This window comes from Pseudomonas sp. AE27, from assembly GCF_037113495.1.
Taxonomy (GTDB): Bacteria; Pseudomonadota; Gammaproteobacteria; order Pseudomonadales; family Pseudomonadaceae; genus Aquipseudomonas; species Aquipseudomonas palmensis.
On the sequence record NZ_CP146966.1, the window covers coordinates 4,825,174 to 4,849,473 of the forward strand.

Sequence of the window (24,300 nt, forward strand, 5' to 3'; positions counted from 1 at the left end):
CCGAGTCCTGCCCTTGAATCTGTTGCAACACATCGCCCAGTCGCGCCATCTGCTACGCAAATCGGAACTGAAGGTTGCCGATCACGTATTGCTCGATCCAGCGGCTGTCATGCATAGCTCCATGGCTGATCTGGCGCACAGCGTCGGGATCAGCGAGCCGACCATTGTGCGTTTCTGCCGGGCGATCGGTTGCACCGGTTTCCAGGACCTCAAGCTCAAGCTGGCGCAAAGCCTGGCGGCGGGTGCGAGCTTCGGTCAGTTCGCGATTCATGAAGACGATTCGGTAGCCGACTACAGCCTGAAGATCTTCGACACCACCCTGCACACCCTGATGGAAGTGCGCGAGCACCTCGATGCCCAGGCATTGCAGCGCGCCGTGACGGCCATGGCCCAGGCGCAGCGCGTGGAATTCTACGGGTTTGGTGCATCGGGTGCGGTGGCTGCCGATGCCCAGCACAAGTTCTTCCGCCTGTTGCTGACGGCAGCGGCGTATTCCGACCCGCACATGCAGGCGATGTCGGCGGTCACCCTCAAGCCGGGTGATGTAGCGATCTGCATTTCCCAGTCAGGGCGTTCCAAGGACCTGCTGATCACTGCCAACCTGGTGCGTGAAAGCGGCGCGACGCTGATCACCCTGTGCCCGAGCCAGACCCCGCTGGCCGAACTGTCCACGGTCAACCTGGCCATCGACGTGCATGAAGACACCGAAATCTACACCCCGCTGACCTCGCGTATCGCCCACCTGGTGGTGATCGACGTGCTGGCCATGGGCGTTGCCATGGCGCGCGGGCCGAGCCTGGTCAACCACCTCAAGAGCGTCAAGCGCAGCTTGCGCAGCCTGCGCCTGTCGCCCAAGTCGATCAAGGCGATGGACGACTGATCGTCTTGCACCGCTCGAACTGACGCCTTCGCTGGCTTGCCGGCGAAGGGCAGCACCGCATGCCACGCCTGATTGTTCATGCTTTTGTAACCCTCCCGCCGCCAAACCGTAACCCCGCCCGGGCACGCTGAAACTCCCCGCAATCGACCAGGGAGACACGCAATGGCTCGTGAATTCGATGGCTCGCACCAACCTACCGCCAAGTCCCGCAAGCAGCAGGAAAAGGATCAGCGCCGCATGGAGTTTCGCCGCGCGATCGAAAGCTATTCCGAGCAGCGCCAATTGCTGCAGGACATCGCCGACTACCCCGAACTGCACGCTGTCAGCGTATGGCAGGTGTCAGCGGCAACATCCCCGAGAAACGCTCAACAAGCGCGCTGATCTGCGCACGTTCGCTGCGGATGAACGCAACAAAAGCCAGGGCCACCGGCGACTGCCGCTTGGCCTTGGCCTGCACCACGCACCAGCTGCGGTACAACGGCAGCTCCTCTACCGGCAGCTCGCGTAGCACCCCGGTGGCCAGTTCCATGTTCAGTGCGTGCCGGGTCAAAAGGGCGATGCCAAGGCCTGCGATCACGCATTCGCGTTGGGCGTCGGCCGATGCCACTTCCAGGGTCTGGGTGAAGTGCACGCGCTTTTCCTTGAAGTACTCCTCGCACGCCTTGCGCGTGCCCGAACCCTGTTCGCGCACCAGCAGCGTATGCGGCTCCAGGTCCTGCAGGCGCAGGCTGTCGAGCGTGCACAGCGGGTGATCGGGCGGGGCCACGGCCACGATCGGGTTGTTCAGGAAGGGCAAAAACTCCAGGCCCATGTCCTGCGGCACCATCGACATGATGATCAGGTCGTCGCGGTTGTCCGACAGGCGCCGGATGGCCTGGGCGCGGTTGACCACGGTGAGGGTCAGGTTGACCTCCGGGTGCAGGCGCTTGAAGGCGGCGAACAGGTGCGGCACGAAGTACTTGGCGCTCGATTCCACCGCCAGCTTGAGCTGGCCCTGCAGCGAGCCCTGCATGTCCGACAGCTGCATGTCGAGGCTCTCCAGGCGTCCGAAGATGTCCCGGCTGGCGCGCTGCAGCGCCTCGGCGGCCTCGGTGAGGTAGAGCTTCTTGCCGACGTACTCGAACAGCGGCTGGCCCACCAGTTCTTCGAGCTGGCGGATCTGTAGACTAACGGCGGGTTGCGTCAGCGACATCTCCTCGGCAGCCCGGCTGTAGGAACGCAAATCACACACTTCATTGAAGATCTGCAATTGACGCAATGTCATACGCATCAATGACTTACGCATATTCCCCGTCGCCTCGGCAAAACCCTGTTACGGCACTATAAGCAATTGCTAATGCTGCCCCTAACAAATATTGATTTTTGTTTATTCACGTTCGGCGCTAGGGTGATTATACGACTGGCCAGCGACGTCTGGTCAGGCGCCGACCGGTACTGCCGGTTCGTTTGTTACCAACGGCTTTGGGAAGACTCCAGTGATAAAAAAAATCCTGATCGCCAACCGGGGTGAAATCGCAGTACGCATCGTGCGTGCCTGCGCCGAGATGGGCATTCGCTCGGTGGCGATCTATTCCGACGCCGACCGTCACGCCCTGCACGTAAAGCGTGCGGACGAGGCCCATAGCATCGGTGCCGAACCCCTGGCCGGTTACCTCAACCCGCGCAAGCTGGTGAACCTGGCAGTGGAAACCGGCTGCGATGCGTTGCACCCGGGCTATGGTTTTCTGTCGGAGAACGCGGAGCTGGCGGACATCTGCGCCGAACGCGGGATCAAGTTCATCGGCCCGGCCGCCGAAGTCATTCGCCGCATGGGCGACAAGACCGAGGCGCGGCGCAGCATGATCAAGGCCGGCGTACCGGTCACCCCGGGCACCGAAGGCAACGTGGCCGACATCCACGAAGCCCTGGAAGAGGGCGACCGCATCGGTTACCCGGTTATGCTCAAGGCCACTTCCGGCGGCGGCGGGCGCGGCATTCGTCGCTGCAACAGCCGCGAAGAACTCGAGCAGGCCTTTCCGCGGGTGATTTCCGAAGCTACCAAGGCATTCGGTTCGGCCGAGGTGTTCCTGGAAAAATGCATCGTCAACCCCAAGCACATCGAGGCGCAGATCCTGGGTGACAGCTTCGGCAACGTGGTGCACCTGTTCGAGCGCGACTGCTCGATCCAGCGCCGCAACCAGAAGCTCATCGAGATCGCCCCCAGCCCGCAGCTGACCCCCGAACAGCGCGCCTACATCGGCGACCTGTCGGTGCGCGCGGCCAAGGCCGTGGGCTACGAGAATGCCGGTACCGTGGAGTTCCTGCTCGCCGATGGCGAGGTGTACTTCATGGAAATGAACACCCGGGTGCAGGTGGAGCACACCATCACCGAGGAAATCACCGGTATCGACATCGTTCGCGAACAGATCCGCATCGCCTCGGGCCTGCCGCTGTCGGTCAAGCAGGAAGACATCCAGCACCGCGGCTTCGCGCTGCAGTTCCGGATCAATGCAGAAGACCCGAAAAACAACTTTCTGCCCAGCTTCGGCAAGATCACCCGCTACTACGCCCCCGGCGGCCCGGGCGTGCGTACCGACACGGCGATCTACACCGGCTACACCATCCCGCCGTTCTACGACTCGATGTGCCTGAAGCTGGTGGTCTGGGCGCTAACCTGGGAAGAAGCCATGGACCGCGGCCTGCGGGCCCTGGACGACATGCGCCTGCAGGGGGTCAAGACCACCGCCGCGTACTACCAGGAAATCCTGCGCAACCCGGAATTCCGTAGCGGCCAGTTCAACACCAGCTTCGTTGAAAGCCACCCCGAACTGACCAACTACTCGATCAAGCGCAAACCCGAAGAGCTGGCCCTGGCCATCGCCGCCGCCATCGCCGCCCACGCAGGCCTGTGAGGAACCCTACAATGTCCAAGAAAATTTTCGTAACCGACACGATCCTGCGCGACGCCCACCAATCGCTGCTGGCCACCCGCATGCGCACCGACGACATGCTGCCGATCTGCGACAAGCTCGACAAGGTGGGCTACTGGTCGCTGGAAGTGTGGGGCGGCGCGACCTTCGACGCCTGCGTGCGCTTCCTCAAGGAAGACCCGTGGGAGCGCCTGCGCAAGCTGCGCGCAGCACTGCCCAACACCCGTCTGCAGATGCTGCTGCGCGGCCAGAACCTGCTTGGCTACCGGCACTACAGCGATGACGTGGTCAAGGCCTTCGTGGCCAAGGCAGCAGTCAACGGCATCGATGTGTTCCGCATCTTCGACGCCATGAACGACGTGCGGAACCTGCGCGTGGCCATCGAGGCCGTGAAGGCGGCCGGCAAGCATGCCCAGGGCACCATCGCCTACACCACCAGCCCGGTGCACACCATCGAGGCGTTCGTGGCCCAGGCCAAGCAGATGGAAGCCATGGGCTGCGACTCCATCGCGATCAAGGACATGGCCGGCCTGCTGACCCCCTACGCCACCGGCGAGCTGGTCAAGGCACTCAAGGCCGAGCAGTCGCTGCCGGTGTTCATCCACAGCCACGACACGGCCGGCCTGGCCGCGATGTGCCAGCTCAAGGCCATCGAGAACGGTGCCGACCATATCGACACCGCCATCTCCAGCTTCGCCTGGGGCACCAGCCATCCGGGCACCGAATCGATGGTTGCAGCGCTCAAGGGCAGCGAGTTCGATACCGGCCTGGACCTGCAACTGCTGCAGGAGATCGGCCTGTACTTCTATGCCGTGCGCAAGAAGTACCACCAGTTCGAAAGCGAGTTCACCGCCGTGGATACCCGCGTGCAGGTCAACCAGGTACCGGGCGGGATGATTTCCAACCTGGCCAACCAGCTCAAGGAGCAGGGTGCGCTCAACCGCATGAACGAAGTGCTGGCCGAGATCCCGCGGGTGCGTGAAGACCTCGGCTTCCCGCCGCTGGTCACGCCCACCTCGCAGATCGTCGGTACCCAGGCGTTCTTCAACGTGCTGGCCGGCGAGCGCTACAAGACCATCACCAACGAGGTGAAGCTGTACCTGCAGGGCGGCTACGGCAAGGCACCGGGGGTGGTCGACGAGAAGCTGCGTCGCCAGGCCATCGGCAGCGAAGACGTCATCGACGTGCGCCCCGCCGACCTGCTCAAGCCCGAGATGACCAAGCTGCGTGCCGACATCGGCAGCCTGGCCAAGTCCGAAGAAGACGTGCTGACCTTCGCCATGTTCCCGGACATCGGGCGCAAGTTCCTTGAAGAGCGTGAAGCCGGCAGCCTGACCCCTGAAGTGCTGCTGCCGATTCCGGAAGCCGGCGCGGTGGCCTCGGCCGGTGGCGAAGGCGTACCAACCGAGTTCGTGATCGACGTGCACGGCGAGACCTACCGCGTGGATATCACCGGTGTGGGCGTCAAGGCCGAGGGCAAGCGCCACTTCTACCTGTCCATCGACGGCATGCCGGAAGAGGTGGTGTTCGAGCCGCTCAACGAGTTCGTCGGCGGTGGCAGCAGCAAGCGCAAGCAGGCCAGCGAGCCGGGCCATGTGAGCACCACCATGCCGGGCAACATCGTCGATGTGCTGGTCAAGCAGGGCGACACGGTCAAGGCCGGCCAGGCGGTGCTTATCACCGAAGCGATGAAGATGGAAACCGAGGTGCAATCGGCCATCGCCGGCAAGGTTGCAGCCATACACGTGGCCAAGGGCGACCGGGTCAACCCGGGCGAGATCCTGATCGAGATCGAAGGCTGACTCAGGCCTTCATCTGCAAGCGGTTAACCTCTGGGGAGCGAATTGCTCCCCTTTTTTTATCTTCTGTTGGATACGCCCGCTCCGGGTACCCGCCTCACGCACCCGTACGGCACGCTTCCAGCGTCTTGAGCTGACCCTCTGGGCGCTGGTTGTCCTCGCTCAGCCAGCGTTCGAAACCAGCGGCAATGGCCGGCCATTCGTCATCGGTGATGGAGTACCAGGCCGTGTCGCGGTTGTGGTCCTTGGTCACCATGTGCTTGCGAAACACCCCTTCGAAGGTGAACCCGAAACGCTCGGCCGCGCGCTTGGAGCGGGCATTGTCGTTGTTGCACTTCCATTCCAGACGCCGGTTGCCCAGGGCGAAGGCCTGCTTGCCCAGCAGGTAGATGGCCTCGGTGCCCTTGGGCGTGCGCTGCATGGCCGCGCCGAAGGCAATGTGGCCGATCTCGATACGGCCCTGCTCGGGCACGATCGACATCAGGCTGAGGATACCCTGGGTCTGCCCGCTGGCCAGGTCGATCACGCTGTAGAACAGCGGGTCGCTGCTGGCGGCGTTGCTGTCTAGCCAGTGGTCGAAGTCTTCGCGCTCGGTGAATGGTCCGTAGGCCAGATACTTCCACAGTGTCTGGTCGGCCTCGGGGCCCTGGAACACCGCCCACAGGTGCTCGCGGTCGCGGCGCGGGTCGAGTTTTTCCAGGCGGATGAAGCGCCCGACCAGCGGGACAGGCTGCGGGGCCTTGGCCGGCCGCCAGTTCAACGGTGTGCTCATGGTGGCTTCTCCGATTACAGGGCTTTGCGGAACTGGATGAAACCCGGCCGTTCGGCCACCTGTTCATACAGCGAAATACCGGTGGCGTTGGTTTCATGGGTCAGCCAGTGCACCTTGGTGCAGCCGGCCTGGCGCGCCGTGTCGTACACCAGCTCGATCAGCTGGCGGCCCACGCCCTTGCCGCGCTGGTTGGCGTCGACATACAGATCCTGCAGGTAGCAGGCGTTTTCCACCGTCCAGTTGGAGCGGTGGTAGATCCAGTGCACCATGCCCACCGCCTTGCCATCGACCCAGGCCAGCGCAGCGTTGGTCGGCTCGCTGGTGTCGAGCATGCGCTGCCAGGTCACGGCACTGACCGCCTCATCGATGCGGGTCTCATAGAAACGCTGGTAGGCCTGCCACAGCGGCAGCCAGGCGGCGTGGTCATCGGCGGTCACGGGGCGCAGGGTCACGGTAGACATCGAAGGATCCTTGTGTGCAATACAGGGGTTGGCGAATGGCCCCATCCTAGGCAGGCTATTGGCTTATGGTAAGAGCCATTTCCGGCTTATTTGGCAGGTCCAATTTCATGAGCGAACGTAGCGTTGCCTTGCCCTTCGACCCCACCGGCATCGTGCTGGACCGTCGTCAGGGGCTCAGTCGCCAGTTGTACCAGGCGCTGCGCCAGCGCGTGCTGGACGGGCGACTGGGTAGCGGCACGCGTCTTCCCGCCACCCGCGACATGGCCGCAGCGCTGGCCGTCTCACGTAACAGCGTAGTTCGTGCCTACGACCAGCTGTATGCCGAAGGCTATATCGAAAGCCGGGTGGGCGATGGTACCTACGTCAGTCAGCTGCCAAAACTATCCACAAAACTGTCCACAGGGTTATCCCTGGGTTTTTCCACAGGGTTATCCACAAAAACGGGTGATTGCACTGAGGATTTATCCAGTAAAGTTATCCACACGGACGTGCTGGAGCGCCTGGAAAACAATCATTTATCCGTGCATGAGCCTCGTGCGCCGCGGGCTTTTCAGGTTGGCATACCGGCCTTCGACCTGTTCCCCTTCGAGGTGTGGGCCAAGCTGCAGGCGGGTTTCTGGCGAAAACCCGACCCGGCGTCACTCGGTTACGGCGACCCGGCCGGAGAACCGCTGCTGCGCGAGCTGATTGCCACCTACCTGCGTCGCTCCCGTGGGTTGTCCTGCGTGGCTGAACAAATTGTGATCACCAGTGGTGCGCAGCAGGCAATCAGCCTTTGTGCACAGCTGCTGCTGGCGCCCGGTGACGGTGTGGCTGTGGAAAACCCCGGCTATCGTGCGGCGGGCAAAGCCTTCGCCATGGCGGGCGCGAAGGTGCATGGCGTGGGGGTGGATCACGACGGGTTGCAGTGCGCTGCCCTGGCCGAGTTGCCCAACTGTCGCCTGAGCTACGTTACCCCCGCGCATCAGTACCCCACCGGCGTCACCCTGAGCCTGGCGCGGCGCCTGGAACTGCTGGCCTGGGCCGAGCGCAACGACAGCTGGATCATCGAGGACGACTACGACGGCGAGTACCGCTACAGCGGCGCGCCGCTGGCCCCGCTGGCAGCCCTGGACCGCAGCGGACGGGTGCTGTATGTCGGCACCTTCGGCAAGGTGGCCTTCCCGGCGCTGCGTCTGGGCTACCTTGTGCTGCCGGCCCGGCTGGTGGAGGCATTCTCGCGCTTTCGGGCGTTGGCGGTGCGCCATTCCGAGGTCGGCATACAGGCGGTGATGGCGCAGTTCATGGCCAAAGGGCACTTCCAGCGTCATATCCGGCGCATGCGCCGCGCGGCGTTGAGCCGGCGCAATGCGCTACTGGCCGGCTGGCCAAAGGCTGTGGCGGGGTTGGGAGCCTTGCCGGAGGTGGCGGCGGGCCTGCACCTGAAGATCGACGTGCACAGCCAGGCGCGCGAACGGGAACTGATCGCCCGTGCCGCAGCGGTGGGTGTCGAACTCAATGCGCTGAGTGATTACTGGTTGCCCGACACGCCGCTGCCTGTGGATAAGCGTGCCGGACTGGTGCTGGGGTTCGCGGCCGTGAACGAGGCCGCGATTGCCCAGGCCCTGGCACGCCTTGCACGTGCCTGGGCCGACTGAGCCTAGCCTTGACGGGCGCGCTCGAAGCCCTCGAGCACGTTGACCGCGTTGACGCCGATTTCGGCCACGGCATAGCCACCCTCCATGATGAACAGGGTCGGCTTGCCCAACTGCGCGATGCGCTCGCCCATGGCCAGGTAGTCGGGGCTGTCGAGCTTGAATTGCGAGATCGGGTCGTCCTTGAAGGTGTCCACGCCCAGCGAGATCACCAGCACTTCGGGGTCATACGCGCCGATGCGTTCGCAGGCTTCGTCCAGCGCGCCGCGCCAGGTGGCCCAGTCGCTGCCTGCCGGCAGCGGGTAGTTGAAGTTGCAGCCCAGCCCGTCGCCTTCGCCGTGCTCGTCGGCATAGCCGAGGAAGAACGGGAATTCGGCCTGCGGGTCGCCATGGATCGAGGCGAACAGCACGTCGTTGCGCGTGTAGAAGATCTGCTGGGTACCGTTGCCGTGGTGGTAGTCCACATCCAGGATCGCCACGCGCTGGCGACCGTGGTCGATGAAGGCCTGGGCGGCGATCGCGGCGTTGTTCAGATAGCAGTAGCCCCCCATCACGTCGCTGGCGGCATGATGCCCCGGTGGCCGGCACAGGGCGAAGGCGCTGTGGGCACCGGCCTGCACCGCCGCCTGTGCGGTCAGGGCAACCTGCGCCGAGCTGTAGGCGGCCTGCCAGGTGCCGGCGGTGATCGGTGCACCGGCGTCGAAGCTGTAATAGCCCAGCTCGCCATGCAGGCCGCTGGGTTTGACCTGGCGCAGGCTGCGCGCCGGCCAGGTGAACGGCAGCAGGTCGCCGTCATGGCCCAGTGCGCTCCAGCGCTGCCAGGCGCCCTGGAAGAAATCCAGGTAGTCGGCGCTGTGCACGCGCAGCAGCGGTGCGCGGCCAAAATCGGTAGGGCCTTCGACGGGCCCCAGGCCCTGGGCCTTGACCCGCTCGAGCACATGGTCGGCACGCGAGGGCATTTCGAAGCAGGGCATCAACTGCCCGTCGATCAGCTCGCAGCGGCCGTGGTGCAGGCGATGGTCATCGGAATAGATCGTCAGCATTTTTTGTTCTCCGGGTTTACTGGCGTGGCCCCATTGTCGAGAGGTACGCCCACGGGCAGAACGGCGCAAACGGCCAAAAGGGGATCGATATGGCCAACACGGTTGTCCGCATTTCGCCCCCTCGCGGTGCATGCGCGTGTTTCAGGCGCGAAAATGGCTCGGTGCCACGCCGCTCCAACGCAGGAAGGCGTGTCGGAAGCTGGCCGGCTCGCTGAAGCCCAGCACCTCGGCGATGCGGTAGATCGGCAGCTCGTCCTCGGCCAGCAACTGCTTGGCCCGTTCGAAGCGCAGCTCATCGAGTAGTTGTTGATAACTGCTGCCCAGCTCGTGCAGGTGGCGACGCAGGGTGCGTGACGAACAGCTCATCTGCCGCGCCAGGCCCTCGAGGCCTGGTGGTGCCTCCAACTGCTGCTGCAGCAGCTGGCGAATGCGCCCGAGCCAGGCCTGGCGCCCGGTGAATTCCAGGTTCTGCCGGCGGCAGCGTTCGCTCATCGCACGGTGGGTGATCGGGTCGGCCAGGGGCAGGGCCCGGGCCAGCCAGTGGCGTTCGAAGGCGAAGGCATTGTCGCTGGCGCCGAACTGCAGCGGGCAGTCGAAAGGCGCGCTGTAGAGCGCCTGGTAATCCGGGGCAGGGTGAGCGAAACGCGCGCCCAGCAAGGGCAGCGGCTGGCCGAGCAGGTCGTTGCAGATGACCTTGAGCGACGTCAGGCAGAACTCGGCATTGAACGCCGCAAGCTCCGGGGCCTGGCCGTAGTCGCTGGCGCTGAACCAGACCCGCTCGCCGTCCTCGATCAGGCGCAGTTGGAAAAGTGTTCCCAGCAGCGCGGGGTACTGCAGGGCCAGGTGCAGGGCGTCACCCAGGGTGGCACCGGAAAGCAGGGCGTAACCGAGCATGCCGTAGGATGAAACGTGCATGCGCTGGCCCAGTTCCAGCCCGACTTCCCGGCGCATGGCCACGGCGTTGGCGCACACGCGCAGTTCCTGGTGCGTGGTGATGCGCCAGTCGGCGCGGCCCAGGTCGGCCGGGGTAATGCCGGTGCCTTCGAGCAGCCGCTGGGCGGCATGGTCTTCGTCCTTGAAGGCCTGCAGCATCAGGCAAACCGCGTTCAGGGTGGTGAGGTGGGAGTGGAGCATGCTCGGCATCCGGCTGAGGGGGCTTGGGGTTGAGTGAGCAATTTGTATGCCCTTCAGGGCCTGTTCGCTGGCAAGCCAGCGAAGGGCTCAACGTAATTCGCCAGCCAGGTCCAGCCCAACCAGCCGTCGCACCTCGTCAACCGGCAACTGGCTACCGAGCAATGCCTGCAATTTGCCGAACGCCGCCTCCCGGGTCATTCCGCCACCCGACAGCACACCGGCCTCGCGCAGGCGGCTGCCGGCTGCGTACACCTCCAGTTCGACCCCGCCTTCATGGCACTGGGTGATCGCCACCACCACGATGTCACGCGCGCGGGCCTGTTCCAGCACGGCCACGAACGCATCGTCATCACACGGCCCGGTGCCGCTGCCATAGCATTCCAGCACCAGCCCCTGGACCCCGCTGTCGAGTGTGGCCTGCAACAGCGCGGCGTCGAGGCCCGGCACCAGCGGCAACACTGCAACCTTGGCCACCTGCAGCGGCGCGCGACAAGCCAGTGCTGCCGGTACAGGCGCCTGCGCCGCACCGCCCGAGCGCTGCAAGGTCGCGAACGGGTTCCGGCCGAAGCTGCGCACCTTGGCGGTGCGGTTGGGCGCCAGCAACTGACCATGGAAATACAGCTGAACACCCGGCGACGTACCCTGGCTCAGCACCTGCAGCGCCCCCGTGAGGTTCTCCCACGCATCGCTGTCCGGCGTACCGGCCGGCAGCATCGAGCCGGTGAACAGCACCGGCACCGTCAGCCCGAGCAACTGGAAGCTCAAGGCGGCGGCGCTGTAGGCCAGGGTGTCGGTGCCATGCAGCACCAGCACGCCATCGCAGCCCTGGCCATCCACCGCTTCGATGATCGCGGCGCGCAGGCGCTGCCAGTAGCAGGGCGTCATGTTGGCGCTGTCGATCAGCGGCAGCAGTTCGCGGAACTGCCAGGCTGCCAGGCCCGGTTGCCCGGCCAGTTGCTCACGCATGCGCTGCTCGAAGCCCGACGCCGGGGCCAGGCCGCCGGCGCTGGCCTGCATGCCGATGGTGCCACCGGTGTACAGCACCATGATGTTGTGGGCAGGGGCCGGGGTCATGGCCTGTCTCCGTGCTCGACTGAAGGAAAGCCGACCACCTTACGCCATCCCCCGGCGCGCTGTCAGCGGCCGGGCCGCCCGAGTTCGCGATGGGCAGCGTGACGGCCAGCGGTTACCATCGCGCCTGCTTCAGGACGAAGGTGCCAAGGACGTGTCGACGAACAAGTACAAATCCGCGCAAGAGCGCCTGTGCGCCGCGGTGGACCTCAATTGCCCGGCATGCGGCCACGTCTGGTTGCCGAGCGAGGGCGAGCTGGAAACGCTCATGGGCGGGCAGCCGCTCACCTGTGCAAAGTGTGCCCAGGCACTGGTGTTGCCCGAGGCGGATCACCGGGCCATGAAGCGCCACCTCAGCCGTTCCAACTGGGCAGACCTGATCAGCGGGCTGGGCGTGGTGCTGTGCTTTATCGGGGTGCTCACGGTGCGCCATTACACGGGCGATCTGACCGCCTTCATGGTGGCGCTCTGCCTGGCGTTCGTGTGGTGGTTCATGAAGGAGATCGTCAGCGATTCGACCTTCCTGAATGTGCTGCTGCTGCACTCGTCGGCAGAAGCAGCCGACACTACCCGTTCCCTTTAGGCGCCGGCATTGCTGGCGAAGGTCGCACCGCAGGCAAAAAAAGGGCCCGGAGACAAAGTCCCTGGGCCCTCAAAAGGTGAGAGGTGTCTAGTCCCTCAACCTGGTGAGCGGTAGTACGGCGTCGGTTACGCTTTGAGCGGTACCAGACGCGGTGCAATCATGTTTTCCGGACGCAGGATGTCGTTGAGCATCGCTTCGTCCAGCAGGCCTTCCTCACGCACCAGTTCCAGTACGCCGCGGCCGCTTTCCAGCGCGATACGGGCAATACGGGTGGCGTTTTCGTAGCCGATGTACGGGTTCAGGGCGGTGACCAGGCCGATCGAGTGTTCGACCAGTTCACGGCAGCGCTGTTCGTTGGCGGTGATGCCGACGATGCAGTGCTCGCGCAGCATGTCCATGGCGCGTTGCAGCAGACGGATCGAGTCGAAGATCTTGTAGGCGATCAGCGGCTCCATCACGTTCAGCTGCAGCTGGCCGCCTTCGGCCGCGATGGTCAGCGCGATGTCGTTGCCGATGATGGCGAAGGCCACCTGGTTGACCGCTTCCGGGATAACCGGGTTGACCTTGCCGGGCATGATCGAGCTGCCTGGCTGACGCGCCGGCAGGTTGATCTCGTTGATGCCGGTGCGCGGGCCGCTGGACAGCAGGCGCAGGTCGTTGCAGATCTTCGACAGCTTGACTGCAGTGCGCTTGAGCATGCCGGAGAACAGCACGAAGGCGCCCATGTCGGAGGTGGCTTCGATCAGGTCGGCAGCCGGTACCAGCGGCTGGCCGCTGATCAGCGCCAGACGCTGTACGGCCAGGGCCTGGTAGCCCGGGTCGGCGTTGATGCCGGTACCGATCGCGGTACCGCCCAGGTTGACTTCGGTCAGCACTTCCGGCGCCAGGGTGCGCAGGCGGTTGAGGTCTTCGGTCAGGGTGGTGGCGAAGGCACGGAATTCCTGGCCCAGGGTCATCGGCACGGCGTCCTGCAGCTGGGTACGGCCCATCTTCAGTACGTGGCTGAACTCTTCACCCTTGGCAGCGAAGGCCTGGATCAGGCTGTCGAGGCTGGCCAGCAGCGCATCGTGACCCAGCAGCAGGCCCAGACGGATGGCGGTCGGGTAGGCGTCGTTGGTCGACTGCGCCATGTTCACGTCGTTGTTCGGGTGCAGGTACTGGTACTCGCCCTTCTGGTGACCCATCGCTTCCAGCGCGATGTTGGCGATCACTTCGTTGGCGTTCATGTTGGTGGAGGTACCGGCACCGCCTTGAATCATGTCGACCACGAACTGCTCGTGGAAGTCACCGCGGATCAGGCGGGCACAGGCCTCGCTGATGGCGGCGTGCTTGGCATCGCTCAGGTGACCCAGCTCGCGGTTGGCGTCGGCAGCTGCCTGTTTGACCATGGCCAGGCCGACAACCATTTTCGGGTAGTGCGACAGCGGCACGCCAGAGAGGTGGAAGTTGTTGGCAGCACGCAGGGTCTGGATACCGTAGTAGGCATCAGCAGGGACTTCGAGGGTGCCAAGCAGGTCTTTTTCGACACGGAACGATGCAGCAGCGGACATGATAGAGATCATCTCGAGTTAGGCCCGGCACATGCCGGAATGGCGCCAATCCTAGGCCTGCACGGATTTTGCGGCCAATGCTGTTGCACGCTAACCTATGCACAAACGGCATAACGTTCCATGTGACGCCAATTGACATTCGAGCGTGTACCATTTTGGTGCATGCCTGGAGAGCCCGATGAACCTCGAAAGCAAATGGCTGGAAGATTTCAGCGCCCTGGCCGCCACCCGCAGCTTTTCCCAGGCGGCGGAGCGTCGCTTCGTGACCCAGCCGGCGTTCAGCCGGCGCATTCGCAGCCTGGAGGCTGCGTTGGGGCTGACCCTGGTCAACCGCTCGCGCACGCCGATCGAGTTGACCGCTGCCGGCCAACTGTTCCTGGTGACGGCGCGCACGGTGGTCGACCAGCTGGGCGAGGTGCTGCGCCACTTGCATCACCTGGAAGGCGGGCAGGGCGAGGTGATCCAGGTGGCGGCGGCGCACTCGCTGGCGCTGGGCTTCTTTCCGCGCTGGATCGCGCAGTTGCGCAACGACGGTCTGAACATCGCCACGCGGCTGGTGGCGACCAACGTCGGCGATGCGGTGCACGCCCTGCGCGAAGGTGGCTGCGACCTGATGCTGGCGTTCTACGACCCGGATGCGGCCCTGCAGATGGACGCCGAGATCTTCCCCTCGCTGCACCTGGGGCACACCGAGATGCTGCCGGTGTGTGCAGCGGATGCCGACGGCAAGCCGCTGTTCGACCTGGAAAACGACGCCAGCGTGCCCTTGCTGGCCTACAGCGCCGGAGCGTTTCTGGGGCGTTCGGTGAATCTGCTGCTGCGCCAGCGCAACCTGCGCTTTACCACCATCTACGAAACCGCCATGGCCGACAGCCTCAAGAGCATGGCCCTGGAAGGCCTGGGTATTGCCTGGGTGCCGCGCCTGTCGGCCCGCGCCGAGCTTGAACGTGGCGAGCTGGTGATCTGTGGCGGTGCGCAATGGCACGTGCCGCTGGAGATCCGCCTGTACCGCTGCGCGCTGGTGCGCAAGGCCAACGTGCGCCTGCTGTGGCGCAAGCTCGAAGGCGGGCCGGCGACGGCTTGACTCCAGAGTCAGCCCGAAGCCCTGAAAAAGCCCGAAAAATAAGGCCTACAGTTGGTCGCCGGGGTGCATCAAACACACGGCTTTACGATATACTGCGCGGCCTTCGGTCGGTACACCCGGCCCTAATTCGCATAACAAGCCACGCCGGTCGTCCCTGCGTGGCTTGTTGTTTTTTGACGCGCCTGAAGGCGCCCAAGAGAAGAGGCTCGACGATGAGTGCACTGGTTGGCGTGATCATGGGCTCCAAGTCCGATTGGTCCACCCTTAGCCACACCGCCGATATGCTGGAAAAACTCGGCATTCCCTACGAAGTGAAGGTGGTTTCCGCCCACCGCACGCCGGACCTGCTGTTCCAGTACGCCGAAGAGGCCGAAGGCCGTGGCATCGAGGTGATCATCGCCGGTGCCGGTGGCGCTGCCCACCTGCCAGGCATGTGCGCCGCCAAGACCCACCTGCCGGTGCTGGGTGTGCCGGTGCAGTCGGCCATGCTCTCGGGCGTCGATTCGCTGCTGTCGATCGTGCAGATGCCGGCTGGCATCCCGGTTGCCACCCTGGCCATCGGAAAGGCCGGCGCGATCAACGCCGCGCTGCTCTCGGCGAGCATCCTGGGCGCCAAGCACCCGCAGTTCCATACCGTTCTGAAACAGTTCCGCGCTGAGCAGACAGACAACGTTCTGGACAATCCAGACCCGCGCCAGGCCTGAGGTCACACGCATGAAAATCGGTGTAATCGGTGGCGGCCAACTGGGCCGCATGCTGGCCCTGGCGGGTACCCCGCTGGGCATGAACTTCGCTTTCCTCGACCCGGCCCCTGACGCCTGTGCGGCCGCTCTGGGCGAGCACCTGCGTGCCGACTACGGCGACCAGGATCACCTGCGCCAGCTGGCCGACGAAGTCGACCTGGTGACCTTCGAATTCGAAAGCGTGCCAGCCGAGACGGTGGCCTTCCTGTCGCAGTTCGTGCCGGTGTATCCGAGCGCCGAAGCGCTGCGCATCGCCCGCGACCGGCTGTTCGAGAAGAGCATGTTCCGTGACCTGGGCATCCCGACCCCGGCCTTCGCCGACATCCAGTCGCAAGCCGACCTGGAGGCCGCCGTCGCCAGCATCGGCCTGCCGGCCGTGCTCAAGACCCGCACCCTGGGTTATGACGGCAAGGGCCAGAAGGTGCTCCGCACCGAAGCCGATGTTGTCGACACGTTCGCCGAACTTGGTAGCGTGCCCTGCCTGCTGGAGGGCTTCGTGCCGTTCACCGGCGAGGTGTCGCTGATTGCCGTTCGCGGCCGCGATGGCGAGACGCGCTTCTACCCGCTGGTGCACAACACCCACGACAGCGGCATCCTGCGCCTGTCGGTGGCCAGCGAAGACCACCTGCTGCAGAGCCTGGCCGAAGACTACGCGAGCCGCGTGCTCGAGCAGCTCGACTATGTCGGCGTGCTGGCGTTCGAGTTCTTCGAGGTCGACGGTGGCCTGAAGGCCAACGAGATCGCGCCGCGTGTGCACAACTCCGGGCACTGGACCATCGAAGGCGCCGAGTGCAGCCAGTTCGAGAACCACCTGCGCGCCGTGGCCGGCCTGCCGCTGGGCTCGACCGCCAAGGTCGGCGAAAGCGCCATGCTCAACTTCATCGGCGAAGTGCCGGCGGTGGCTGCGGTCGTGGCTATCGACGACTGTCACCTGCATCACTACGGCAAGGCCTTCAAGGCCGGGCGCAAGGTCGGTCACGCCACCCTGCGCTGCGCCGACATGGCCACGCTGGAGCAGAAGATCCAGCAGGTCGAAGCGCTCATCGCAGGCTGAGCGGAACCATTCCCGCCGCGCATCCCTCTGATGGCAGGATGCCAAAGCGCTGACTAGGCTTTGGCTCGTGCACTCAATTCAGAGGGAATGCCATGGGTATCATCGGAACCATCTTCATCGGCCTGATCGTCGGCTTGCTGGCACGTTTTCTGAAGCCGGGCGACGACAGCATGGGCTGGATCATGACCATTCTGCTGGGTATCGCCGGCTCTCTGGCGGCGACCTACGGTGGCCAGGCGCTGGGGATCTACCATGCGGGCGAGGGTGCTGGCTTCCTCGGTGCACTGGTGGGTGCAATCATCCTGCTGGTGATCTACGGCATGATCAAAAAGCGCTGACAGGGCGCTAGAATGCTCGGCAACTTTCCGTCAGTTGCCGAGCTTTTTTTCATGCGCCGAGTCGTACTGCTTACCCTGTTGCTGTGTAGTGGCCTGGCCCGCGCCGAGCTGCCCGAGACCGACTGGCTGGAGCTGATGCCCAAGTCGGACCAGAAGGCGCTGGAGCAGATGCCCGAGATCGACCACAACTCCCCCGAGGCGATGGGTACCTTTACCGAGAAGGGTGGCCTGAAGCAGAGCAAGGGCCTGCCGGCGGTGATGTATTCGAGCAAGACGGTGGCTGCCATGAACGGCAGGCAGATCCGTCTGGGCGGGTACCCGGTGCCGTTGGAAACCGACGCCAAGGGCAACAGCACGCTGTTCTTCCTCGTGCCCTATCCGGGCGCCTGCATCCATGTACCGCCACCACCGCCCAACCAGCTGGTGCTGGTGCGTTATCCCCATGGCCTGAAGCTGGACGATATCTACACGCCGCTGTGGGTCAGCGGCACGCTGAAGGTGGAGAAGGTCAGCAATGACCTGGCCGATGCGGCGTATGCGCTGGATGCGGGGAAGGTGAGGGTTGTGGAGGACTCCGACCTGTAACCGCGTCGGCTCCTGCAATGTAGGAGCCGGCCTTGCCGGCGAATGCGGTCTAGAGCGGTTCGCTGCCGATACTGACACTCAGCGAATGGGTCGCCCCGGGCGAAAGTTCCACCACGTCATCCCACACGTTCGCCGTCTCGATGCACAGCATCCGCTGCCAGCCGTCATCGGCCATGTCCGTGAGCTGCGCGGCGCGGTCCACCCATGGGTTCCAGATCACCGCCGAACGCGAACCCTGGGTACGCAGGGTGATACGCCGGTTCCAGCCTGGGTCGACGATGCTCAGACGCTCAGGTGCCTGCAGGTAGATGCGGTCGGTTTCCCCGGCAAACCCCAGGTCGCCCTGCTGGGTGCGTTGCTCCCAGTCTGCCAGCGTCTCGATGTAGGCCAGCCCGTCCACGCCTTCTACCCGCGCGCCACGCACGTCGCTGACTGCAAAGTAGCTGTGCAGCGCCTGGCTGAGGGTGACGCTGCCATTGCCCAGGTTGTGGCTGTCGAGGGTCAGCGCCAGTTCCTCGCCGAGCACGATGCTCAGTTTCAGTTCCACCGTGTGCGGCCAGCCGGGCAGCTCTCCCAACGCCTGGGGCAGCGTGAAGTCCACGCGTACCGAATCCGCACTGCTGTCGATACCCAGCAACTGCCAGTCACGCCCGCGCACCAGCCCGTGGGCCGGGGCCTCGGCGCCGTGGAACATGGCCTGTACGGCCGCTGGGTTGCGTTGCAGGTTGCCGAACCAGGGCCAGCACACCGGGGCACCGGCGCGCACCGATTTGCCCTGCCTGAAGATCGCCTGATCGCTGAGCCACAGCAGCGGCGGCTCGCCCACGCGCTGGTAACTGAGCACCTGTGCGCCCTGCTGGGCAATCAGCAGCTCGGCGCGAGGCGTGGTGATACGCCAGCAGGCAAGCTCGCCATGCTGTTCGACTTCTACCTTGGATGTGGACATGCGTTGCTCTCGAAGGGTGGCCTAAGAGGTCTTGGACCTCGCGCAGACCCTCGAGTTTAGCGCGCCCCAGGCTCAGCGACGAGGCGGCACCGAGCGGGTGCGGCCGCTGCCGTCGATGGCGACGAACACGAACACTGCCTCGGTGACCTTGCGCCATTCACTGCTCAGCGGGTCGTCGCTCCACACCTCGACCATCATCTGGATCGAGCTGCGGCCGATTTCCAGGGTCTGGGTATAGAAGGACAGTTGCGCGCCCACCGCCACCGGCACCAGAAAGGCCATGCGGTCGATCGCCACGGTGGCGACGCGCCCGCCTGCGACTCGGCTGGCCATGGCCGTGCCGGCCAGGTCCATCTGGGCGACCAGCCAGCCGCCGAAGATATCGCCGAAACCGTTGGTTTCACGGGGCAATGCGGTGATCTGCAAGGCCAGGTCGCCTTGCGGAATAGGATCTTCTTGTTCGAGTTCAATCATGCCGGGGGTGCCTCTGACCCGTAACGCTTCGTTGGTTTGCGCTGGTGCGGACGCCGCGAAAAACGATTCAGCACGAACATACTACGCTGCTTCGCTCTGCCGTGCGGCGAAGGGAAACTCTGCGAAACCGACTAAGCATACCTAGCGGCGTTTTCGCACAACATCCCACACAAGGCGTAACCGTTTGATACGAGCGGCCAGTATATAGAGCCGCGCGTGGGGCGACGACCATGCGGTCATGATTATCTGCCCCGATTATGTCGATCCATGTGCTTTTTCGAACAATTTGCTATCGTTCGACCTCCTGACAGGCCGGGGCCAGCGCTGCCGCGGCCTGATTTGCCAATAAGAGACGCTTCGATGACCTCCGTGCCCCCCTCCATAGAGCAGCCCTCGCGGCCGCTCACCCGCAGTGACTACAAGACCCTGTCGCTCTCCGCCCTGGGCGGGGCGCTGGAGTTCTACGACTTCATCATCTTCGTGTTCTTCGCCGCGGTGGTGGGCAAGCTGTTCTTCCCGGTCGACATGCCCGAGTGGCTGCGCCTGATGCAGACCTTCGGCATCTTCGCTGCCGGCTACCTGGCGCGCCCGCTGGGCGGCATCGTGATGGCCCACTTCGGCGACCTGCTGGGGCGCAAGAAGATGTTCACCCTGAGCATCTTCATGATGGCCGTGCCGACCCTGATCATGGGCCTGCTGCCCACCTACGCGCAGATCGGCATGTGGGCACCGATCCTGTTGCTGCTGATGCGCGTGATCCAGGGCGCCGCCATTGGCGGTGAAGTGCCGGGTGCCTGGGTGTTCGTGTCCGAACACGTGCCGGCGCGCAACATCGGCTACGCCTGCGGCACCCTGACGGCGGGCCTCACCTCGGGCATCCTGCTCGGCTCGCTGGTCGCGACCCTGATCAACACCGTATACACCCCCGAGCAACTGAGCGACTACGCCTGGCGGATCCCGTTCCTGCTCGGCGGCGTGTTCGGCCTGTTTTCGGTGTACCTGCGCCGCTGGCTGCACGAAACCCCGGTGTTCGCCGAGATGCAGCAGCGCAAGGCATTGGCCGAGGAAGTGCCGCTGCGCGCGGTGCTGCGTGACCACCGTGGCGCCATCGTACTGTCGATGCTGCTGACCTGGCTGCTGTCGGCCGGCATCATCGTGGTCATCCTGATGACCCCGACCGTGCTGCAGACCCTCTACGGCATCAGCGCCACCGAGGCCCTCAAGGCCAACAGCCTGGCCATCGTGCTGCTGAGCATCGGCTGCATCGTGGCCGGGCGCCTGGCCGACCGCTTCGGCGCCGGGCGCGTGTTCATCGTCGGCAGCCTGGCGCTGCTGGCCAGCTCCTGGAGCTTCTACCACAACCTGGCGGCGCACCCTGAGTGGCTGTACCCGATGTACGCCGTTACCGGGCTGTGCGTGGGCATCGTCGGTGCGGTGCCTTACGTGATGGTGCGCGCCTTCCCGCCGGTGGTGCGTTTCAGCGGCCTGTCGTTTTCCTACAACCTGGCCTACGCGATCTTCGGTGGCCTGACCCCGATCATGGTCACCTCGCTGATGAAGTTCAGCCCGCTCGGCCCGGCCTACTATGTCGCCGGCATCTGCACCCTGGGCCTGCTGGTAGGCATCTACCTGCTGCTCACCAAGCGCTGAAACCCCGCCCCGCGTCCGCTATAAAGGCCATCCCTCGAACGAGGTGATGGCCTTTCATCTAATTGTCACATTCAGTTCATAGAGTAGTCATACGGCCTGCAGATACTTGGGCCCGATCCATCTACCCCCAATTCCTGCTAGGAGTAAGGCATGAAACTGAAGCGTTTGATGGCGGCCCTGACCTTTGCCGCCGCTGGCGTTGCGACTGCCAACGCAGTTGCCGCTGTTGATCCTGCTATTCCGACCTACGTCAAAACCACCGGCGTATCGGGCAACCTCTCCAGCGTCGGTTCCGATACCCTGGCCAACCTGATGACCCTGTGGGCCGAGGCCTACAAGAAGGAATACCCGAACGTAAACATCCAGATCCAGGCCGCCGGCTCCTCCACCGCGCCACCCGCGCTGACCGAAGGCACCGCCAACCTGGGCCCGATGAGCCGCAAGATGAAAGACGTCGAGCTGCAGGCGTTCGAACAGAAGTACGGCTACAAGCCGACCGCCATCCCGGTCGCCGTCGACGCCCTGGCCGTGTTCGTGCACAAGGACAACCCGATCAAGGGCCTGACCATGGCTCAGGTCGACGCCATCTTCTCCTCCACCCGCCTGTGCGGTGCCAAGGCCGACGTGAAAACCTGGGGCGACCTGGGCGTGACCGGCGACCTGGCCAACAAGCCGGTCCAGCTGTTCGGTCGCAACTCGGTATCCGGCACCTATGGCTACTTCAAGGAAGAAGCCCTGTGCAAAGGCGACTTCAAGCCTAACGTCAACGAACAACCTGGCTCGGCGTCCGTCGTGCAGTCGATCAGCAGCTCGCTGAACGGTATCGGTTACTCGGGCATCGGCTACAAGACCGCCAGCGTGAAAACCGTGGCCCTGGCCAAGAAGGAAGGCGGCGCGTTCGTCGAAGACAACGAAGCCAACGCCCTGAACGGTACCTACCCGCTGTCGCGTTTCCTCTACGTCTACGTCAACAAGGCCCCGAACAAGCCTCTGGCCCCGCTGGAAGCCGAGTTCGTCAAGCTGGTGCTGTCGCAGGCCGGTCAACAGGTCGTGGTGAAAGACGGTTACATCCCGCTGCCCGCCAAAGTGGCCGAGAAAGCGCTGGCCGACCTGGGCCTGAACCACGCCGCCAAAGGCGTCGCTGCAAACTGAGTGTGAACGGGCGCGCCCTGCATCTGTGCGGGCCGCGCTGCAAATTGCGAGTCCGCTGCCAGGCATGCCTGAGCGGCGGGCTTTTTTGCGTCACTGCATTGTCATGTTTTTGTCATACGGGACCGCTAGGGTGAGCGCATGAATGATCTGGCCAACTCCACCATGACCCAAAATTCTCCCCCCGTGCGGATTGATTTCAATACGCCCGAGCTGCAACGCAAGCGTCGCCTGCGTGCATTCAAGGACCGCCTGACCCGCTGGTATGTACTGGTGGGCGGGCTCGCCGTGCTGGCGGCGATCACCTTGATCTTCTTCTACCTGGCCTACGTGGTGGTGCCGCTGTTTCAAGGCGCCGAACTGACCACCAAGAAGGCCATGACCCCGGCCTGGCTGACCCAGGACGCCGGCAAGCCGCTGATGATCGCGCTCGAAGAGCAGAACCTGGTCGGCATGCGCGTCTCGGACAAGGGGCAGGCGCTGTTCTTCGACACCAAGACCGGTGCCGAGCTCAAGCGTGTCGACCTGCCGGTACCGGCCGGCACCCAGGTGACCTCGATCGGCGCCGACCAGCCGGGCAACCCGCTGGTGGTGCTGGGCCTGTCCAACGGCCAGGCACTGGTGTTCAGCCACAGCTACAAGATCACCTACCCGGACAACCACAAGACCATCACCCCGGCCATCGACTACCCCTATGGCCAGCAACCGTTCGCCCTCGGCGATTCGGGCCGTGCGCTGGAGCACGTGAGCCTGAACGTCAATGGCGACACCCTGGTGGTGGCCGGCTCCAGCGGTGCGCAGTTGCAGGTACTGCAACTGAGCCGCGAAGAAAACATGATGACCGGCGAAGTCACCAGCGAGCAGAACCACATCGAACTGCCGCAGATGACCGAGGCGGTCAAGGCGATCTTCATCGACCCGCGCCAGCAGTGGTTGTACGTGATCAACGGGCGGGCCCAGGCCGATGTGTTCAGCCTGCGCGACAAGAGCCTCAACGGTCGTTACAAGCTGCTCGACGACGCCGATGCCGAAGTCACCGCCAGCGCCCAGCTGGTGGGCGGCATCTCGCTGATCATCGGTGACTCCAAGGGCGGCCTGGCCCAGTGGTTCATGGCCCGCGACCCGGACGGCGAGCAGCGCTTCAAGCAGATCCGTACCTTCCAGATGGGCAAGGCGCCGATCGTGCAGATCGATGCCGAAGAGCGCCGCAAGGGCTTCGTGGCACTGGATGCCAGCGGCAAGCTCGGCGTGTTCCACAGCACCGCACACCGCACCCTGCTGGTGGAGCCGATGGCCGAAGGCGCCGGCGTGCTGGCACTGTCGCCACGGGCCAACCGCCTGTTCGTCGAAGAGGGCGGCAAGCTGATCCCGGCCAGCCTGCGCAACCCGCACCCGGAAGTGTCCTGGAGTGCGCTGTGGAGCAAGGTCTGGTACGAGAACTACGACGAGCCCAAGTACGTCTGGCAGTCCACCGCGTCGAACACCGACTTCGAGCCCAAGCTGAGCCTGTCGCCACTGACCTTCGGTACGCTCAAGGCCGCGTTCTACGCGATGATCCTGGCCGCACCGCTGGCGATTGCCGCAGCGATCTACACCGCCTACTTCATGGCCCCGGGCATGCGCCGCAAGGTCAAGCCGGTGATCGAGCTGATGGAGGCGATGCCCACGGTGATCCTCGGCTTCTTCGCCGGGCTGTTCCTGGCGCCGTACCTGGAAGGGCATCTGCCCGGTGTGTTCAGCCTGTTCGTGGTGATGCCGTTCGGCATCCTGCTGGCCGGCTTCATCTGGAGCCGCCTGCCGGAGTCGATCCGCCTGCGTGTGCCGGATGGCTGGGAAGCGGCGATCCTGATCCCGGTGATCCTGTTCACCGGCTGGGGTGCGCTGACCCTGAGCCCGTTCCTCGAAACCTGGTTCTTCGGCGGCGACATGCGCCTGTGGATCACCAATGACCTGGGCATCACCTACGACCAGCGCAACGCCCTGGTGGTCGGTATCGCCATGGGCTTTGCGGTCATCCCGAACATCTACTCGATTGCCGAGGACGCCGTGTTCAGCGTGCCGCGCAGCCTGACCCTGGGCTCGCTGGCACTCGGCGCCACGCCGTGGCAGACCCTGACCCGCGTGGTCATCCTGACCGCCAGCCCGGGCATCTTCTCGGCGCTGATGATCGGCATGGGCCGCGCGGTGGGTGAAACCATGATCGTGCTGATGGCCACGGGCAACACCCCGGTCATGGAAATGAACCTGTTCGAAGGTATGCGCACCCTGGCGGCCAACGTCGCGGTGGAGATGCCCGAATCGGAAGTCGGTGGCAGCCACTACCGCGTGCTGTTCCTCGCCGCGCTGGTGCTGCTGATGTTCACCTTCGTGATGAACACCTTGGCCGAGCTGATTCGCCAGCGTCTGCGCAAGAAATACTCGTCGCTTTGATAGAAAGGTAG

General features: G+C 64.4%; 23 protein-coding genes. 14 read left to right on the plus strand and 9 right to left on the minus strand.

The features are described 5' to 3' along the window. Positions 1-13: 13 nt before the first annotated feature. A complete protein-coding gene (gene hexR / locus V9K84_RS22105) occupies positions 14-880 on the plus strand; it encodes a transcriptional regulator HexR (protein ID WP_043861524.1) in 867 nt (288 codons plus the stop codon). Positions 881-1,042: 162 nt separating this feature from the next. Next, the gene (locus V9K84_RS22110; RefSeq protein WP_078481432.1) at positions 1,043-1,261 is read left to right on the plus strand and encodes a hypothetical protein; all 219 of its coding nucleotides are present in this window, start codon (positions 1,043-1,045) and stop codon (positions 1,259-1,261) included. Here V9K84_RS22110 and V9K84_RS22115 read toward each other — a convergent pair. Next, positions 1,203-2,150 (minus strand): LysR family transcriptional regulator, encoded by a 948-nt coding sequence (locus V9K84_RS22115; RefSeq protein WP_168186820.1) that lies wholly within the window; start codon positions 2,148-2,150, stop codon positions 1,203-1,205. The two genes, V9K84_RS22110 and V9K84_RS22115, sit on opposite strands and share 59 nt — an antisense overlap. A gap of 205 nt (positions 2,151-2,355) precedes the next feature. On the opposite strand from V9K84_RS22115, the gene V9K84_RS22120 reads away from it, so the two are divergent. Beyond that, positions 2,356-3,771, plus strand: a complete 1,416-nt coding sequence (locus V9K84_RS22120; protein WP_043861526.1) for an acetyl-CoA carboxylase biotin carboxylase subunit — start codon at positions 2,356-2,358, stop codon at positions 3,769-3,771. A gap of 11 nt (positions 3,772-3,782) precedes the next feature. Then, positions 3,783-5,591: a sodium-extruding oxaloacetate decarboxylase subunit alpha gene (oadA, locus tag V9K84_RS22125; RefSeq protein WP_043861527.1), complete on the plus strand. Its 1,809-nt coding sequence runs from the start codon at positions 3,783-3,785 to the stop codon at positions 5,589-5,591. Between the two features lie 94 nt (positions 5,592-5,685). On the opposite strand, the gene V9K84_RS22130 is transcribed toward oadA, so the two are convergent. Then, positions 5,686-6,360 (minus strand): GNAT family protein, encoded by a 675-nt coding sequence (locus V9K84_RS22130; RefSeq protein WP_054916454.1) that lies wholly within the window; start codon positions 6,358-6,360, stop codon positions 5,686-5,688. A gap of 14 nt (positions 6,361-6,374) precedes the next feature. Continuing rightward, on the minus strand, positions 6,375-6,821 hold the full coding sequence (locus V9K84_RS22135) for a GNAT family N-acetyltransferase (protein ID WP_043861529.1): 447 nt from the start codon (positions 6,819-6,821) through the stop codon (positions 6,375-6,377). 107 nt (positions 6,822-6,928) lie between these two features. Between V9K84_RS22135 and V9K84_RS22140 the strand changes: the two genes are divergently transcribed. After that, entirely contained in the window at positions 6,929-8,458 is a 1,530-nt protein-coding gene (locus V9K84_RS22140; RefSeq protein ID WP_088513967.1) for a PLP-dependent aminotransferase family protein, read from the plus strand. A gap of 2 nt (positions 8,459-8,460) precedes the next feature. On the opposite strand, the gene V9K84_RS22145 is transcribed toward V9K84_RS22140, so the two are convergent. The 3 genes from V9K84_RS22145 to V9K84_RS22155 form a co-directional block, all read right to left on the minus strand. Next, complete coding sequence (locus tag V9K84_RS22145; RefSeq protein ID WP_054916456.1) at positions 8,461-9,498, minus strand: histone deacetylase family protein; 1,038 nt, start codon at positions 9,496-9,498, stop codon at positions 8,461-8,463. 141 nt (positions 9,499-9,639) lie between these two features. Then, positions 9,640-10,632 (minus strand): AraC family transcriptional regulator, encoded by a 993-nt coding sequence (locus V9K84_RS22150; protein ID WP_088513968.1) that lies wholly within the window; start codon positions 10,630-10,632, stop codon positions 9,640-9,642. 87 nt (positions 10,633-10,719) lie between these two features. Further along, entirely contained in the window at positions 10,720-11,706 is a 987-nt protein-coding gene (locus tag V9K84_RS22155; protein WP_088513969.1) for an asparaginase, read from the minus strand. Positions 11,707-11,857: 151 nt separating this feature from the next. On the opposite strand from V9K84_RS22155, the gene V9K84_RS22160 reads away from it, so the two are divergent. Then, positions 11,858-12,286: a hypothetical protein gene (locus V9K84_RS22160; RefSeq protein ID WP_088513970.1), complete on the plus strand. Its 429-nt coding sequence runs from the start codon at positions 11,858-11,860 to the stop codon at positions 12,284-12,286. 125 nt (positions 12,287-12,411) lie between these two features. On the opposite strand, the gene aspA is transcribed toward V9K84_RS22160, so the two are convergent. After that, positions 12,412-13,836 carry an aspartate ammonia-lyase gene (gene aspA / locus V9K84_RS22165; protein WP_043861534.1) on the minus strand — a complete coding sequence of 475 codons (1,425 nt, stop codon included), beginning with the start codon at positions 13,834-13,836 and terminating at the stop codon, positions 12,412-12,414. A 178-nt stretch (positions 13,837-14,014) separates the two neighbouring features. Here aspA and V9K84_RS22170 point away from each other — a divergent pair, with 178 nt between their 5' ends. The 5 genes from V9K84_RS22170 to V9K84_RS22190 all read left to right on the plus strand — a co-directional run bounded on the left by V9K84_RS22170 (position 14,015) and on the right by V9K84_RS22190 (position 17,640). Beyond that, entirely contained in the window at positions 14,015-14,920 is a 906-nt protein-coding gene (locus tag V9K84_RS22170; protein WP_043861535.1) for a LysR substrate-binding domain-containing protein, read from the plus strand. Positions 14,921-15,132: 212 nt separating this feature from the next. Continuing rightward, entirely contained in the window at positions 15,133-15,624 is a 492-nt protein-coding gene (purE, locus tag V9K84_RS22175) for a 5-(carboxyamino)imidazole ribonucleotide mutase (RefSeq protein ID WP_054916459.1), read from the plus strand. 10 nt (positions 15,625-15,634) lie between these two features. Continuing rightward, the gene (locus V9K84_RS22180) at positions 15,635-16,717 is read left to right on the plus strand and encodes a 5-(carboxyamino)imidazole ribonucleotide synthase (protein WP_043861537.1); all 1,083 of its coding nucleotides are present in this window, start codon (positions 15,635-15,637) and stop codon (positions 16,715-16,717) included. A 92-nt stretch (positions 16,718-16,809) separates the two neighbouring features. Further along, positions 16,810-17,055 (plus strand): GlsB/YeaQ/YmgE family stress response membrane protein, encoded by a 246-nt coding sequence (locus V9K84_RS22185; RefSeq protein WP_043861538.1) that lies wholly within the window; start codon positions 16,810-16,812, stop codon positions 17,053-17,055. A gap of 51 nt (positions 17,056-17,106) precedes the next feature. Further along, on the plus strand, positions 17,107-17,640 hold the full coding sequence (locus tag V9K84_RS22190; RefSeq protein ID WP_043861581.1) for a DUF3299 domain-containing protein: 534 nt from the start codon (positions 17,107-17,109) through the stop codon (positions 17,638-17,640). A 49-nt stretch (positions 17,641-17,689) separates the two neighbouring features. Here V9K84_RS22190 and V9K84_RS22195 read toward each other — a convergent pair whose 3' ends face one another. Then, complete coding sequence (locus V9K84_RS22195) at positions 17,690-18,586, minus strand: D-hexose-6-phosphate mutarotase (RefSeq protein WP_088513971.1); 897 nt, start codon at positions 18,584-18,586, stop codon at positions 17,690-17,692. Positions 18,587-18,658: 72 nt separating this feature from the next. Next, a complete protein-coding gene (locus V9K84_RS22200; protein ID WP_009402429.1) occupies positions 18,659-19,060 on the minus strand; it encodes an acyl-CoA thioesterase in 402 nt (133 codons plus the stop codon). Between the two features lie 360 nt (positions 19,061-19,420). Between V9K84_RS22200 and V9K84_RS22205 the strand changes: the two genes are divergently transcribed. From V9K84_RS22205 to V9K84_RS22215, 3 genes are all read left to right on the plus strand, one after another. Then, positions 19,421-20,710: an MFS transporter gene (locus tag V9K84_RS22205; RefSeq protein ID WP_043861540.1), complete on the plus strand. Its 1,290-nt coding sequence runs from the start codon at positions 19,421-19,423 to the stop codon at positions 20,708-20,710. Positions 20,711-20,860: 150 nt separating this feature from the next. Further along, positions 20,861-21,862: a phosphate ABC transporter substrate-binding protein PstS gene (locus tag V9K84_RS22210; protein ID WP_043861541.1), complete on the plus strand. Its 1,002-nt coding sequence runs from the start codon at positions 20,861-20,863 to the stop codon at positions 21,860-21,862. Between the two features lie 138 nt (positions 21,863-22,000). Next, entirely contained in the window at positions 22,001-24,289 is a 2,289-nt protein-coding gene (locus V9K84_RS22215) for an ABC transporter permease subunit (RefSeq protein WP_043861542.1), read from the plus strand. The last annotated feature ends 11 nt before the right edge of the window (positions 24,290-24,300 follow it).